General features: G+C 70.5%; 16 protein-coding genes. 9 read left to right on the forward strand and 7 right to left on the reverse strand.

What is annotated here, in order from left to right:
• Positions 1 to 98: 98 nt before the first annotated feature.
• From ABZ453_RS17235 to ABZ453_RS17250, 4 genes are all read right to left on the reverse strand, one after another.
• Positions 99 to 1,538 (reverse strand): HAMP domain-containing sensor histidine kinase, encoded by a 1,440-nt coding sequence (locus tag ABZ453_RS17235; protein WP_359015783.1) that lies wholly within the window; start codon positions 1,536 to 1,538, stop codon positions 99 to 101.
• A complete protein-coding gene (locus ABZ453_RS17240) occupies positions 1,539 to 2,279 on the reverse strand; it encodes a response regulator transcription factor (RefSeq protein ID WP_359015784.1) in 741 nt (246 codons plus the stop codon).
• Between the two features lie 140 nt (positions 2,280 to 2,419).
• A complete protein-coding gene (locus ABZ453_RS17245) occupies positions 2,420 to 3,067 on the reverse strand; it encodes an FMN reductase (protein WP_359015785.1) in 648 nt (215 codons plus the stop codon).
• Complete coding sequence (locus tag ABZ453_RS17250) at positions 3,064 to 4,206, reverse strand: LLM class flavin-dependent oxidoreductase (RefSeq protein WP_359015786.1); 1,143 nt, start codon at positions 4,204 to 4,206, stop codon at positions 3,064 to 3,066. Before ABZ453_RS17250 ends, ABZ453_RS17245 begins: the two co-directional genes overlap by 4 nt.
• Before the next feature lie 129 nt (positions 4,207 to 4,335).
• Between ABZ453_RS17250 and ABZ453_RS17255 the strand changes: the two genes are divergently transcribed.
• Positions 4,336 to 5,148, forward strand: coding sequence for a helix-turn-helix domain-containing protein (locus ABZ453_RS17255; RefSeq protein ID WP_359015787.1), 813 nt, complete (start codon positions 4,336 to 4,338; stop codon positions 5,146 to 5,148).
• 79 nt (positions 5,149 to 5,227) lie between these two features.
• Positions 5,228 to 6,634, forward strand: a complete 1,407-nt coding sequence (locus tag ABZ453_RS17260) for an MFS transporter (RefSeq protein WP_359015788.1) — start codon at positions 5,228 to 5,230, stop codon at positions 6,632 to 6,634.
• A gap of 156 nt (positions 6,635 to 6,790) precedes the next feature.
• Here the strand turns inward: ABZ453_RS17260 and ABZ453_RS17265 are convergent, their stop codons facing one another.
• Positions 6,791 to 7,264, reverse strand: a complete 474-nt coding sequence (locus tag ABZ453_RS17265) for a MarR family transcriptional regulator (RefSeq protein WP_359015789.1) — start codon at positions 7,262 to 7,264, stop codon at positions 6,791 to 6,793.
• A gap of 98 nt (positions 7,265 to 7,362) precedes the next feature.
• The gene (locus ABZ453_RS17270; protein ID WP_359015790.1) at positions 7,363 to 7,827 is read right to left on the reverse strand and encodes a hypothetical protein; all 465 of its coding nucleotides are present in this window, start codon (positions 7,825 to 7,827) and stop codon (positions 7,363 to 7,365) included.
• Positions 7,828 to 7,932: 105 nt separating this feature from the next.
• Between ABZ453_RS17270 and ABZ453_RS17275 the strand changes: the two genes are divergently transcribed.
• The 5 genes from ABZ453_RS17275 (at position 7,933) to ABZ453_RS17295 (ending at position 11,500) form a co-directional block, all read left to right on the forward strand.
• Entirely contained in the window at positions 7,933 to 8,271 is a 339-nt protein-coding gene (locus ABZ453_RS17275; RefSeq protein WP_133043477.1) for a YnfA family protein, read from the forward strand.
• 86 nt (positions 8,272 to 8,357) lie between these two features.
• Positions 8,358 to 9,116 carry an SDR family NAD(P)-dependent oxidoreductase gene (locus ABZ453_RS17280; RefSeq protein ID WP_359015791.1) on the forward strand — a complete coding sequence of 253 codons (759 nt, stop codon included), beginning with the start codon at positions 8,358 to 8,360 and terminating at the stop codon, positions 9,114 to 9,116.
• Positions 9,116 to 9,259, forward strand: a complete 144-nt coding sequence (locus tag ABZ453_RS17285) for a hypothetical protein (protein WP_356949302.1) — start codon at positions 9,116 to 9,118, stop codon at positions 9,257 to 9,259. The genes ABZ453_RS17280 and ABZ453_RS17285 overlap by 1 nt, the downstream gene beginning before the upstream one ends.
• A 17-nt stretch (positions 9,260 to 9,276) precedes the next feature.
• A complete protein-coding gene (locus ABZ453_RS17290; protein ID WP_359015792.1) occupies positions 9,277 to 10,539 on the forward strand; it encodes a GNAT family N-acetyltransferase in 1,263 nt (420 codons plus the stop codon).
• Between the two features lie 304 nt (positions 10,540 to 10,843).
• Positions 10,844 to 11,500, forward strand: coding sequence for an LAGLIDADG family homing endonuclease (locus ABZ453_RS17295; protein ID WP_359015793.1), 657 nt, complete (start codon positions 10,844 to 10,846; stop codon positions 11,498 to 11,500).
• On the opposite strand, the gene ABZ453_RS17300 is transcribed toward ABZ453_RS17295, so the two are convergent.
• Entirely contained in the window at positions 11,425 to 12,618 is a 1,194-nt protein-coding gene (locus ABZ453_RS17300) for an RtcB family protein (RefSeq protein WP_359015794.1), read from the reverse strand. The two genes, ABZ453_RS17295 and ABZ453_RS17300, sit on opposite strands and share 76 nt — an antisense overlap.
• 180 nt (positions 12,619 to 12,798) lie before the next feature.
• Between ABZ453_RS17300 and ABZ453_RS17305 the strand changes: the two genes are divergently transcribed.
• Complete coding sequence (locus tag ABZ453_RS17305) at positions 12,799 to 13,614, forward strand: DUF3558 domain-containing protein (protein WP_359015795.1); 816 nt, start codon at positions 12,799 to 12,801, stop codon at positions 13,612 to 13,614.
• A gap of 118 nt (positions 13,615 to 13,732) precedes the next feature.
• Positions 13,733 to 14,671, forward strand: coding sequence for a DUF3558 domain-containing protein (locus tag ABZ453_RS17310; RefSeq protein ID WP_359015796.1), 939 nt, complete (start codon positions 13,733 to 13,735; stop codon positions 14,669 to 14,671).
• Positions 14,672 to 14,686: the final 15 nt, after the last annotated feature.

Genomic DNA, 14,686 nt, shown 5'->3' on the forward strand with positions numbered 1-14,686 from the left:
CAGTGTTCCACCGCCCGCACATCGCCCTCGGGCCCCCTCCGTCATCTCGCGGTGTCGGCCGTGGGCGGGAAGTCGGGCCGGCCGGTCCGGGGCCTCCGTCAGCCCGTCTCGCGGACCGTGCTCCCCGGTACTCCGCCCACCGTGAAGCCGATGACCGCCCCGCCCCCCTCGCGCTGGAAGGCGAAGGAGGCGCCGCCGTGGGCCATGGCCACCTCGCGGACGATGGAGAGACCGAGGCCGGAGCCGGGGAGGGAGCGGGCGTCGGCGGCGCGGTAGAAGCGGTCGAAGACGCGCACGAGGTCGCAGTCGGCGATGCCGGGGCCCCGGTCGAGGACCTCGACGCGGACCGTGCCGGTCCGGGCGGGCCCGGAGACGGCGATCTCGATGGGACCGGTGCCGTCGCGGTCGAACTTCGCCGCGTTCTCCACGAGGTTGGACATCGCCCGGGTCAGCATCCCGAGCCGCCCGTCCGTCGTGGTGTCGCCGCTCGAGCGGACCATGACGTCCCGTCCGGTACGTCGCCGTGCGACCCCCGCGACGTCCTCGGCGATGTCGACGAGGTCCACCCGCTGCGGCGGCTCCGTGTCGGACTGTCCGGCGGCGAGATCGACCAACTCGTTGACGAGATCGGTGAGTTCGCGTGCCTCCTGGCCGAGGTCGGCGACCAGTTCCTCCCTCGTCGAGGGCGGCAGTTCGTCGATGCGGCGCAGCAGGGAGATGTTCGTACGCAGGGAGGTGAGCGGGGTGCGCAGTTCATGCCCCGCGTCCTGGACCAGGCGCCGCTGGTCCTCCTCCGACTGGGCGAGCCGGCCGAGCATCCGGTCGAAGGCGCGGCCGAGGCGGCCCACCTCGTCGTATCCGGTGACCGGCACATCGATGCCGAGCCGGCGGGTGCGGGCCACGTCCTCCGCGGCCGAGGTAAGGATGATCAGCCGGCGGGTGATGCGCCGGGCCAGCCACCAGCCGAACAGACCGGCGGCGGTGACGACGGCGGCCATCAGGATCAGCGTGCGCTGCTGCAGCGCCCGCAGCAGATCCTCGGTGTCGCTGAACTCCTGCGCCACCTGCACGGCACCCCGCCCGTCGCCGAGCGACACGGTCGCGATGCGGTAGACGTCCGCGTCGACGCCGACGTCCTTGTGCTCGACCATCCTCGCGGCCGTGCGCGTCGCGGCGATCGCCCGGTCGGCCGCCGTCACCGGCAGCCCGGGGCTCCCGGAGTCGACGACCTTGCCGTCCGGACCCAGTACCTGGACGTCCGTCCGGGCCGGCCGCACGATGTCGTGGCCCGGAGCCGACGAGGAGAAGTCGTCCGGGGTCATCCGGTGCTGGCGCACCTCGTCCCGCAGATCCTGCACGACCTGGTCGAACACCGACTCCTGGTCCACCCGCACCAGCCGCGCCGCCGCGCTGTAGGACAGCACGCCGACCAGCACGGTCACACAGGCGGTGACCGTCGCGAACGACACCGCGAAGGTGGTGCGCAGGGAGACCAGCCCGGGCCGCCGTCTGGCCAGCAGCCGCCTGAGCCGGCCCACTCAGTCCTCCCGGAGCACGTAACCCACGCCACGGACCGTGTGGATCAGCGCGGGCGCGCCGGGCTCGTCGAGCTTGCGGCGCAGGTAGCCGACGTACACGGCGAGGTTCTTCGAGCCGGGGCCGAAGTCGTAGCCCCAGATCCGGTCGTAGATCGTGGAGTGGTCGAGCACGATGCCGGCGTTGCGCACCAGCAGTTCCAGCAGCTCGAACTCGGTACGGGTCAGCTCCAGCTCGCGCTCCCCGCGCCAGGCGCGCCGGGCCTGGACGTCCATGCGCAGCCCGGCGGCCTCGATCTGACGGCCGGAGGACGGGAAGGCGTCCTTGGCCCCCTTGGCCTCCTTCGGCGGTACGTCGGGCACGGCGCCGTTCTCCTGGCTGCTGCGGCGCAGCAGGGCCCGCAGCCGGGCGAAGACCTCCTCGACGTCGAAGGGCTTGACCACGTAGTCGTCGGCGCCGGCGTCCAGGCCGGCGATGCGGTCCGCGGTCTCGACGAGCGCGGTGAGCATGAGGATGGGGGTGCGGTCGCCCTCGGCGCGCAGGACCCGGCAGACCTGGAGGCCGTCGATGCCCGGCATCATCACGTCGAGCAGCAGCACGTCGGGCGGGGTCTTGTGGGCCTGCGCCAGTGCCTCGACACCGTCGGCGACCGCGGTGACCTGGTAGCCCTCCAGGCTCAGGGCGCGCTCCAGCGCGTGGCGGATGGCGCGGTCGTCTTCGGCGAGCAGCACAGTTTGGGGCACGTACCCAGTCTGCCAAGCTCTGTGGCGGTTCGGCCGAGGTGAGCGGACCGACGATCACCCTTTTTACCGGCCTCTCACCGTCACACGGGCAACCGGAGACCTACGCCTACCGTCTTCTCACCGAAGGCCGGCCGTACCGCTCACACGCCGGACGGACCGGTGGGGGAGAGCGCCGCCAGCTGCTGCGCGAACGGCACGACCTCCAGGTCGTCCTTGGCCCGCCTCGGACCCGAGAGCCCCGAGAGCCCCGAGAGCTCCGGGCGTCCGGAGCGCCCCGACAGCCCCGTCATCAGCCCGGCCAGCTCCCCCGCCGCCCGTTCGATCCGCCCCTCCAGGCCCTCCGCGCCCCAGTCCTCCGAGGCCGCGTACACCCCGGTGGGCACGACCACCGCCCGCAGATACGCGAACAGCGGACGCAGCGCGTGGTCCAGGACCAGCGAGTGGCGGGCCGAGCCGCCCGTCGCCGCGATCAGGACCGGCTTGCCGTCCAGCGCGTCCTTGTCGAGGACGTCGAAGAACGACTTGAACAGGCCGCTGTAGGAGGCCGAGAACACCGGCGTGACGACGACCAGTCCGTCCGCCGAGGTCACGGCGTCCTGCGCGGCGGCCAGAGCGCGGCCCGGGAAGCCGTTGGTGAAGTTGTGCGCGATCTCCACGGCGAGGTCGCGCAGCTCGACCACCTCGACCTCGACCGGCGCCTGCCGGCCCACCGCCGCGGCCAGCCGGTCGGCCAGCAACCGCGTGGACGACGGGACGCTCAGCCCCGCCGAGACGACGACGAGCTTCATGCGACGACCTCCTCATCCGCGACCGCGGCCTTCTCCGCGTCGTTCTGTGCGTGCTTCTCTGCGTGGTTCTGTGCGTCGGCGAGCAGCGACGCGTGGGTCGGTGCCTCCGGTACGTCCGCCGGGCGGCCCGCCGCGAACTCCTTGCGCAGCACCGGCACGACCTCCTCGCCCAGCATGTCGAGCTGCTCCAGCACGGTCTTCAGCGGCAGCCCGGCGTGGTCCACCAGGAACAGCTGGCGCTGGTAGTCACCGGCGTACTCCCGGAAGGAGAGCGTCTTCTCGATGGCCTCCTGCGGGGAGCCGACGGTCAGCGGGGTCTGGTCGGTGAAGTCCTCGAGCGAGGGCCCGTGGCCGTACACCGGCGCGTTGTCGAAGTACGGACGGAACTCGCGCACCGCGTCCTGCGAGTTCTTCCGCATGAAGACCTGGCCGCCGAGGCCCACGATCGCCTGCTCCGGCGTCCCGTGCCCGTAGTGCGCGTACCGGGTCCGGTACAGCTCGACCATGCGCTTGGTGTGGTCGGCCGGCCAGAAGATGTTGTTGTGGAAGAACCCGTCGCCGTAGTACGCGGCCTGCTCGGCGATCTCCGGCGAGCGGATCGAGCCGTGCCAGACGAAGGGCGGGACACCGTCCAGCGGGCGGGGCGTCGAGGTGAAGCCCTGCAACGGCGTGCGGAACTTCCCCTCCCAGTCCACGACGTCCTCGCGCCACAGGCGGCGCAGCAGCGCGTAGTTCTCTATCGCGAGGTTGATGCCCTGGCGGATGTCCTGTCCGAACCAGGGGTAGACCGGCCCGGTGTTGCCGCGGCCCATCATCAGGTCCACCCGGCCGTCGGCCAGGTGCTGGAGCATCGCGAAGTCCTCGGCGATCTTCACCGGGTCGTTGGTGGTGATGAGGGTGGTGGAGGTGGAGAGGATCAGCCTCTCCGTGCGCGCGGCGACGTACCCGAGCATCGTCGTCGGGGACGAGGGCACGAACGGCGGGTTGTGGTGCTCGCCGGTCGCGAAGACGTCCAGGCCGACCTCCTCGGCCTTCAGGGCGATGGCGACCATGGCCTTGATGCGCTCACGCTCGGTCGGCGTACGCCCCGTGGTGGGGTCCGGCGTCACATCGCCGACGCTGAAGATCCCGAACTGCATGGTCGCTCGACCTCCAAGTTGTTGACGGTTCAACTATACCCCTCCAACGAGGCCCGAGTCCCCCGTATTCCGCGGGCTGCCAGTGGCCCGATTCCGCGGACTGTCAGTGGCCCGTCCTACGATCCCGACATGGCCGCCGCACGCCGTGACACCCGAGGCATCGTCGGCGCCGCGGACTTCCTCGCCCGCGTGGACTTCCGCCGCCCCGACGCCGCCGAGCCGCTGCGCGCGTACGTCGAGCACTACTGGCTGATCGACTGGGACCTCCCCGAGCCCTACGTCTCGCACGTGGTCCCGCATCCCGCCGTGCACATCGTCTTCCAGCGCTTCGAGGGCCAGGAGCCCTTCGTGGAGATCGCCGGCGTCCAGCACGGCCTCTTCACCCAGAAGCTGGAGGGGCGGGGCCGGGTGTGCGGCATCAAGTTCCGACCGGGTCGCTTCCGCGCCTTCGCGCCGGACCGGCCGGTGAGCGCGTGGACAGGCCACCGGGTCCGCTCCCTCGAGGTCCTCCCGGACGCCGATCTCGCCGCCGTCCTCACCCCCGACCACGAGACGGCCCGCATCACCGCCCTCGACGCCTTCCTCCTCGCCCGGGATCCACGGCCCGACCCCCAGGCCGAGCTCGCCGCGGCCCTGGTCGAACGCGCCCGCGCCGACCGCTCCATCCGCCGCGTCACCGAACTGGCCCGCACGGAGGGCATGTCCGTACGACTGCTGCAGCGCCTGTTCGCCGCCCACGTCGGCGTGGGCCCGAAGTGGGTCATCCTGCGCTACCGCATCCACGAGGCCCTGGAGCGCGCCGAGTCCTCCGACAAGCTCGACTGGGCCGCCCTCGCCGCCGACCTCGGCTATGCCGACCAGGCCCATCTGGTGCGGGACTTCACGGCGACGGTGGGGGTGCCACCGACGGCGTACGCGGCACAGGGCGGTGGGGTCGGCTGAGCCGGGTCTGAGCCGGGACCGATCCGCCCCCGAGGAAATGCGCTTGACCCTCCCGCCTCCCTCGCCGATATTTATCTGCGTGACGCAGATTCTTCGTAATGCAATAGATGAAGCCCGTCTTCCCGCCCGCACCCGCTGGGCCGTCCTCGCCGTCGTCCTCGCCGCCGACGTCCTCGACCTCCTCGACGCGACCATCACCAACATCGCCGCGCCGACGATCACGAGAGACCTCGGCGGCGGTCCGGGCCTCGTGCAGTGGCTCGGCGCCGCCTACGCCCTCGCGCTCGGCGTGCTGCTCGTGCCCGGCGGGCGGCTCGGCGACAAGTACGGGCGCCGGCGGCTGTTCCTGCTCGGCCTCGCCGGGTTCGTGGCGGCCTCACTGGCCTGCGGGCTGGCCCCCGACCCGGCCGTGCTGGTCGTCGCCCGGCTCGTGCAGGGCGCCTTCGGGGCGCTCGTCATCCCGCAGGGCTTCGGCATCCTCGGCGCGACCTGGCCCCGGGAGGAGATCGGCAAGGCGTTCAGCCTGTTCGGGCCCGTCATGGGGCTGTCCGCCGTCGGCGGGCCGATCCTCGCCGGGTTCCTGGTCGACGCCGACCTCGGGGGCCTTGGCTGGCGCCCCATGTTCCTGATCAACCTGCTCCTCGGCGGCGCGGCCCTGCTCGCCGCCACCCGTCTGCTCCCCCGCGACACCGGCGACCCGTCCGTCTCCGTGGACGGCCGCGGCTCAGCCCTTCTCGCAGGCGCCCTGCTCGGCCTGCTCGGCGGCCTCATCGACGGCTCGGGCGGCGACTGGGGAGCCCGACCGCTCGCCCTCCTCCTCGCCGGCCTCGCCCTGTTCGCCGCCTTCTGCCACCGCCAGCGCACGGCGCCCGAACCGCTGATCCGGCCCACCCTCCTGCGCAACCGCGGCTTCACCTCGGGCCTGATCCTGGGTGTGCTCGCCTTCGCAGCCGTCGCGGGCCTGCTCTACGTCGTCTCCCTCTACTTCCAGCGCGGCCTCGGCCGCTCCCCCGCGGGCACCGCGCTCGGCCTGATCCCCGTGTCCGCCGGGATCGTCGTCGCCTCCATCGCCTGCCACCGGCTCATCCACCGCCACGGCCGCCGACTGGTCGTCGCCGGACTGCTGCTGATCCTGGCCGGCTGCGGCTGCCTCGCCCTGCTCGCCGGCCACGGCACCTGGGCCCTCGTTCCGCCCCTGCTCCTCACCGGCCTCGGCATGGGCACCTGCTTCGGCACGGTCTACGACGTCACCATCGGCGACATCGCCCCCGAGGAGGCCGGCAGCGCGAGCGGCTCCCTCAACGCGGTGCAGCAACTGGCCAACGCGATCGGGGCGGCGGCCGTGACCACCGTGTACTTCGGCACGGCCGACAGAGGCGAGACACACGCCCTGCACACGAGCCTGGCGGTGGTCACCGCGACCGTGGCGGTGTGCCTCCCCCTCGTACGCCTGCTGCCCCGCGAGGCTCCCCGGCACGACCACTGAGCGCTCCGCTGGAAGTGCCGCGCTGTGCCGTCGGCCGTCCGCGGCGCCGTCGTGGCCGATCGCGCAGTTCCCCGCGCCCCTTCGGGGGCACTGCCGAACCGCTCCGGACTTCACCATGTCCGCTCAGGGACGTCGAGGAGAACGCCCGGACGCGCGCTAGACGTCCCCGGTGCGCAGCCGGGTGATCTGCCGGGCGCTGAAATCGACCGTCCGCCTCATGTGCCCGACGACCACGGCGAGCTGGGTGTCGTCCAGGTCGTCGAAGAGGGTGGACCAGCCGCCGCTCAGCCGCTCCCACATCCGGCCGAACTCGGCGATCTTCTCCGGCACCGTCAGCACGAGGACCTTGCGCCGGTCGGCCGCGTCCCGCCGCCGTACGACGTACCCGGCCCTCTCCAGCCGGTCCACCAGCCGCGTCGCCGACCCGGTCGTCAGCCCCGTCAGCTCGGCGATCCGGCCCGTGGTGACCGGCCCGCCCTCCAGCGTGAGCAGGTTCAGGCACTGCAGATCCGTCGGATGCAGCCCGATGCGGTCCGCCACGGCCTGGTTGAACAGGGCGTACGAGGCCATGTAACGGCGCGAGACCGTGGACAGCTCCTCCAGCAGCCGCTCCCGTGATCTACCCGCCATGCCCAGCTCCTCACTTCTGCACCGTGCAGAGATCGTACGACGCAGAGGTCCACCGCCCCGGAAGCCACGGCAGCCGTGGCGACCGCGGCAGCCGCGGCTCAGAAGTAGTAGTCATCGCCCGTGGCCAGGACGAGCACCCGCTGCCGGTCGTTCTGCCGGTTCCGGTCCACCGTGCCGCCGCTCCACACCGTGTCGATCTGCAGCAGCACCTCCGACGGCGCGCCCCGCAGCCGTACCCGAAGCCCGATCCGCTCCCCCACCTCGTCCGCCGCCAGCGCCCCCACCCGGCACAGCACCGCCCGCGACTCCGACCGCGCGCACCCCGCCGGCAGCGTCTGCGCGTCCGTCAGCGCCCGCGACCAGCGCAGCCGTACCGTCGCGTCCGGTACGGCGGACAGCCCGAAGGTGCCGGGCGTGCACCGCACCTCCACGCGCCCGTCGGCCAGCGAGGCGGCACCGTGGTAGGCGAGGTCGGCCTCCGGACCGCCTCCGACGGCCCGCGCGGGACCCACCGCCCCGCAGACCGCGGCCAGCACCGCCGCCGCCGCAAGAACCCTCCGCATGCCCCACTCCTCACTCCGGCGCCGTGGACGTACGGATGTATCCCGCGCGGGGGCGCCCCGCAGGCGTCCTCCATCAGGTGACAGCGCGCGTGACAGGCTGCTGCCATGCTCATCGCCCGCTCCGCCGCCCTGTTCGTGCTCGCCGCCCTCTTCGAGATCGGCGGCGCCTGGCTGATCTGGCAGGGCGTCCGCGAACACCGCGGCTGGCTGTGGATGGCCGGCGGCGTCCTCGCGCTCGGCGCGTACGGCTTCGTGGCCACCTTCCAGCCCGACGCGCACTTCGGCCGCATCCTGGCGGCGTACGGCGGCATCTTCGTCGCGGGCTCGATCCTGTGGGGGGTGGTCGCGGACGGGTACCGGCCGGACCGCTGGGACATCACCGGGGCCGCGATCTGCCTGGCCGGGATGGCAGTGATCATGTGGGCCCCGAGAAACGGGGGCTGACCGCCCCGTACCGAAGGGCGCTCGGCGCCTCCCGCCTATCCTGTCCGGGACGAACCCGCACACCGAACCCGCCGAGGAGCACCTTCATGGCCCCGTCCCGCATAGCGATCGTCACCGGCGCGAGCAGCGGAATCGGCGCCGCGACCGCCCGCAGGCTCGCCGAGGCCGGCTACCGCGTGGTCCTCACCGCCCGCCGCGAGGACCGCATCGAGGCGCTGGCCAAGGAGCTCAACGAGGCGGGCCACCAGGCGACCGCGTACCGGCTCGACGTCACCGACCGCGCCGCCGTCGACGAGTTCGCGACGGCCTTCAAGACGGTCGCCGTCCTCGTGAACAACGCCGGCGGAGCCCTCGGCGCCGATCCGGTCGCGACCGGCGACCCCGCCGACTGGCGCACGATGTACGAGACGAACGTCCTCGGCACGCTGAACGTCACCCAGGCGCTGCTGCCCAAGCTGGTCGCGAGCGGCGACGGCACGGTCGTCGTGGTCTCCTCCACCGCGGGCCACGGCACCTACGAGGGCGGCGCGGGCTATGTCGCCGCCAAGCACGGCGCCCATGTCCTCGCCGAGACGCTCCGCCTGGAGATCGTCGGACAGCCGGTGCGGGTCATCGAGATCGCGCCCGGCATGGTCAAGACCGACGAGTTCGCGCTGACCCGCTTCGGCGGGGACACGGAGAAGGCGTCCAAGGTGTACGAGGGCGTGGCCGAGCCGCTGACCGCCGACGACGTGGCCGACACCATCGGCTGGGCGGTCACCCGCCCCCACCACGTCAACGTCGACCTCCTGGTCCTGCGTCCGCGCGCCCAGGCGTCGAACACAAAAGTCCACCGGGACCTGTGATGGCCGCCGACGAGGGTGAACGGCGACGCCTCGAACTGGAGAAGAAACGCGAACGGTACGTCTGGTACTACCTCGCGTACTTTCTCTTCGGCATCCATGTCGTCGCGTTCGTGATGATCTACGCCGTGCTGCACGCCAAGTAGGCATAGAGTCACAGCCTGTGGACAGACACCTGCGCTTCGACTCGCTGCACAACTTCCGTGACCTGGGCGGCTATTCGACCCCCGACCGGCGCCGGATCCGTCCCGGGCGCCTGTACCGGTCGGACTCGCTGGGCAAGGTGCGGAAGGGCACGGAGGACTGGTCCCGCTTCCTCTCGCTGGGCGTCCGCACGGTCGTCGACCTCCGCCACCCCTGGGAGATCGAGAAGCGCGGCCGGGTGCCGGACGACGCGTCCTTCAGCTACCACAACCTCAGCATCGAGCACCGCCCGTACGACCAGCCGGCGTTGCCGCCCGAGGTCGACCCGGGCCCGTACCTGGCGGAGCGGTACATGGAGGTGGCGCAGGACGGCACGAAGGAGATCCGCCGGGCGCTGGAACTCATCGTGGCCGCGGCGGAGTCCTCCGACCCCCTGGTCTTCCACTGCGCGTCCGGCAAGGACCGCACGGGTCAACTGGCGGCTTTCGTCCTGTCGTTGCTGGGCGTCCCGGACGAGACGATCATCGAGGACTACAGCCTCACCGAACTCGCGGCACCGGCGATCCTCGCGGCCTGGACGGCACGGGAGGGCCGCGCACCGACCTGGCTGGGCTTCGGCCGCGCCCCGGCGACGGTCATGCGCACCTACCTCGCCGCCATGAAGGCGCGTCACGGCTCGATCGAGAGGTATGTGACCGAGGAACTGTCCCTCGACGCATCAGAGTTGGCATCCCGCCTCCGCGCGTCCCTCCTGGAACCCCGCCCCACCACCTGGCCGCTCCTGACCTACCGCAGGGCGACCCCCTCCGACGCCCCCGCCCTGGTCCGCCTCCGCGACACGGCCGCCCTCCGGCAACTGGCCCGGGGCATCGACCAGTGGAAGCCGGGCGAGAAGGACGAGACCCACTTCCACACCCGCATGCGGGAGGGCGAGGTCTGGCTGGCGTACGCGGACGACCGTCCGACCGGCGCCTACGAACTCTGGTGGGACGACCCGGCGGCCTGGGGCCCCCGCCCCGCCGACGCGGGCTACATCCACCGCCTCATGACGGTCCCCCACACCTCCCCACCCGGCACGGGCCGCCACCTCCTCACCCACGCGGAATCCCGCATCACCGCAAAGGGCCGCCCGCACGCCCGCCTCGACTGCCTCGCCACCAACCCCGCCCTGCGCTCGTACTACGAGGCGGCGGGCTACGAAGTGGTCGGCGAACAGCGAGCCAAGGAGGGCGGGTCGGGCAGCCCGTACGCGGTGACGCTGCTGGAGAAGCGGCTTGGGTAACTCACAGGAGTGAACGTCATCGATCACCCGAACGCCGCCTGAACTGGCGACCTAGTCTCGCAGCACATCGTCAACTCGACGGCCCTCGGCAGGGCGGCATCCCTGACCGAGGGCCTGACCAGCAAGGAAGGAACAACTTCCTCATGGCTGACTGCGAGCCTAACGCCCACCGGTTCATGGACCTCACGGTCCCCGAGTACGCGTACATGTTCGGCTTCTTGCAGGCGGACGGCCATCTGGCCCAGGGGGTGGGCCAGAAGGGGCGACTGACCGTCGAAATCAACGCCAAGGACATTGAACTCCTTTGCAGATTTCAGAAGTTGACGCCGTTTTTTACAGCAGTATCACCGAGCGGACGCGGTCCACGAACTTCTCCGAGATGCACAACTCGGCCACGTGGACCCTCTGCTCACTCGAAGCCAGGTCCCGGCTCAACTCCCTCGGCCTGCCCTATGGCCGCAAGTCCAAGACAATTACCCCACCGCGAAGCGAATTCTCTCTGCGCGACTACCTCCGGGGAATTATCGACGCCGACGGCTCGGTGGGCTACACAGGGCAGGGGTTCCCCTTCATCTCGCTGACCACCGCCAGTACAGCCGTCGGTGGCTGCCTCAGCTCCTACGCGCAGGAACTAACCGGCACAAGGCGCACGCTCAAGCGCAACGGCCGAGACGGCATCTACAACATCCTCTACATGAAGGAAGCCGCGCAGGAGTTGGCAGCCGACTTGTACTACCCTGGCTGCCTGTCCCTCCAACGAAAGCAGACGGCCGCCGACTCGCTGACGACGGGGGCCCGCCCCGCAGGCATGAAGGTCATGACTCACCGCCGCTGGGATGAAGACCAGGACCGGGAGGCCCCCGGTCCTGCCGGGGGCCTCAGCCATCAGCCCTTCACACAAATGAACTGTTTCAGCTTCGCCACGATCTCGACGAGATCGCTCTGCTGCTCCATCACCTGATCGATGTTCTTGTAGGCGCCCGGTATCTCGTCCAGCACACCGGAGTCCTTACGGCACTCGACTCCCCGCGTCTGCTCCTCCAGATCCCGCACCGTGAAGCGTCGCTTCGCCGCGTTCCGGCTCATGCGCCGACCCGCACCGTGCGAGGCAGAGTTGAAGGCCTTCTCGTTACCGAGCCCCTTTACGATGTACGAGCTGGTTCCCATCGAGCCGGGGATGATTCCGAACTCACCGGAACCCGCCCGAATAGCTCCCTTGCGGGTAACCAGCAGGTCCATGCCCTCGTAGCGTTCCTCGGCCACGTAGTTGTGGTGGCAGGAGATCTCGGACTCGAAGGTCGGCTTCGCCTTCTTGAACTCCCGGCGGATCACGTCCTTCAACAGTGCCATCATGATCGCCCGGTTGTACTTGGCGTACTCCTGCGCCCAGTAGAGGTCGTTCCGGTACGCCGCCATCTGCGGTGTGTCCGAGACGAAAACCGCAAGGTCACGGTCGATCAGCCCCTGGTTGTGCGGGAGCTTCTGAGCAACTCCGATGTGGTGCTCAGCCAGTTCCTTGCCGATGTTCCGGGAACCGGAGTGCAGCATGAGCCAGACCGAATTCGACTGATCGAGACAAACCTCGATCATGTGGTTGCCACTTCCGAGCGTTCCCATCTGCCTTCCGGCCCGCTCCTCCCGGAACTTCACCGCCTCCGCAACCCCGTCGAACCGCCCCCAGAAGTCCTCCCACCCGGCCGTCGCGAACCCGTGCAGCCGCCCAGGGTCGACCGGATCGTCGTGCATGCCGCGGCCCACCGGGATCGCCTGCTCGATTTTCGAGCGGAGGCGGGACAGGTCGCCCGGCAGGTCGTTCACCGTCAGGGACGTCTTCACCGCCGACATTCCGCAGCCGATGTCCACCCCGACCGCCGCCGGACACACCGCACCCCGCATCGCGATCACCGAGCCGACCGTAGCGCCCTTGCCGTAGTGGACGTCCGGCATGACCGCGAGGCCCTTGATCCAGGGCAGGGTGGCGACATTGCGGAGCTGCTGGAGGGCGCCCTCCTCGACCGACGCGGGGTCGGTCCACATACGGATCGGGACCTTCGCGCCCGGTATCTCGACGTACGACATGTCTTCCTCATTCCCCCCAAAAAAACAACAGAGCCATATAGAAGTGGGTAATCGCAAAAAAGGCGCCAAGGTCTACGAAAAGGACAGCGGACCGGCGGTCACGGCGTTGCGTGCGATAGACATTGTCTGCAGGGGTGCCCCCTGCGCGGCAAGCCATTAACCAGCGAGAGGAGCCTGACCGTGCAGCGGAAGGCGTACGTACCCGGCGTCGCCGCACTCCTCGCGGCCCTGCTGGCCGGCTGCACCGGCGGCTCCAGCGGCGGCGGCACGACGGACGACGCGAACCCGGGCAACGCCGGCTCGGCCACCGCCGTCGCCCAGCCGGGCAAGTACGACACGCTTCCGGAACCGTGCAGCGCGGTCAGCCACAACACCCTCGACTCCCTGTTGCCCGGCATCAAGCAGATCGCCGACCAGGACCAGCGCCAGAAGGCGTACGAGGGAGAGGCCGACCTCACCTACGACACCGACCGCAAGTCCGGCTGCCGTTGGAAGGTGGAGTCCACGGACGCGACGGACCATCTCCTCGTCGACTTCGAGCGGGTGGTGTCGTACGGCAACGGGGTGAGCGACGACGCCGAGGCCCAGCAGCTGTTCGCGACGAAGGTGGCGGCGGCGGACCTGCCCGAGCCGACCACCTCGAGCTCGGACGCGGGCGTGACCGCCGACGCCGGTTCCTCACCCACCGCCTCGTCCTCGGCATCGTCCTCCACCTCCGCCGCGCCGTCCTCCTCCTCGTCCGCGCCTCCCTCCGACCTCCAGCCCCGCGTCCTCTCCGGTCTCGGCGACGAGGCGTTCCTCGACGACGTGGTCGGCGGCTCCGGTTCGACGGCGCAGCAGCGCACGGTGACTGTGGCGTTCCGCACGTCGAACGTCATCGTGACCATCGAGTACGAGGAGCAGCCGGCCACCGTCGGCACGGTCCCGGACAGCAAGGAAATGCAGGACAGGGCAAGGAAACTGGCTTCTCAGCTGGCGGACACGCTGGGCGGATAAGGGGTGTTCACCGCTCCCCCGCGTCCCTTCGCAAAGCTTTCAAAGCAAAACCGCACAGAGACCTCACCGCGTACCGTGGCCCCTCGGACCCGATCCGACGGCAGGAACCACGAGCGTCATGAGTGAAGGAACCATGCAGCGACCAGCACAGCGAGATGAGCTCGACCAGCGAGAGAAGCGGGCGGGGCGCCTGGGCCGTGTCCTTGTCTGCGCGGCGGCGGTCCCCGTGATGCTGATCATCGCCGGCTGTTCCTCGGACTCCGGCTCCGGTGACAGCGGGAGCAAGGGGTCGCAGAGCGGCGTGAAGACGTCCTCGTCGGCGGGCGGGAGCGCGTCGCCGACGGTGCAGGCGGCGGCGTACCGGACGATTCCCGACTCGTGCGGGACGTTGTCGCAGAAGACGCTGACCTCGCTGGTGCCGAAGGGGGCCAAGTCCGGCAAGAAGGGCTCTTCGGACGAGGCGGGCACGCGGGCGAGTTGCTCGTGGAGCAGTCTGGCCAACAACGGTGTGAAGGGCTCGCAGTTCCGCTGGCTGAACGTGTCTCTGCTGCGTTTCGACTCGGACGCGGCGCGCGGTGAGGGCAACCAGCTGGCGCACGTGTACTACGAGAAGCAGCTCAAGGACGCCCAGTCGGTGGCGGGCGCGAAGAACGTCACGTCGCAGGCGGTCGCCGGGACGGGCGACGAGGCGACGGCGGTGCGCTACGACCTGAAGAAGAAGGAGGGCGCCTTCAAGCAGCAGACGGTCGTGGCGCGGGTGGAGAACGTGGTCGTCACCCTCGACTACAACGGCGCGGGTCTGGCCGGTGACAAGACGCCGAACGCCAACGATCTGAGCAAGCTGGCGCAGCAGGCGGCCAAGGAGGCGGTGGCCTCGGTGGCGGCGGCCAACGGCGACGGCGGCCAGGGCGGCGGTTCCGGCGGCGACTCGGGTTCGGGCACGGCGAAGCCGTCGCCTTCGAAGCCCGCGGCGCCGTCGGCGTCGGCGTCGAAGGCCGGGAAGTCCTCCGCGTCCCCGTCGAGCTCCCCTTCCTCCTCAGCGTCGAAGAAGAGCTGACCGTCACATCTGGAC

It is taken from the genome of Streptomyces sp. NPDC005799 (assembly GCF_040630525.1).
Lineage (GTDB): Bacteria > Actinomycetota > Actinomycetes > Streptomycetales > Streptomycetaceae > Streptomyces > Streptomyces griseorubiginosus_B.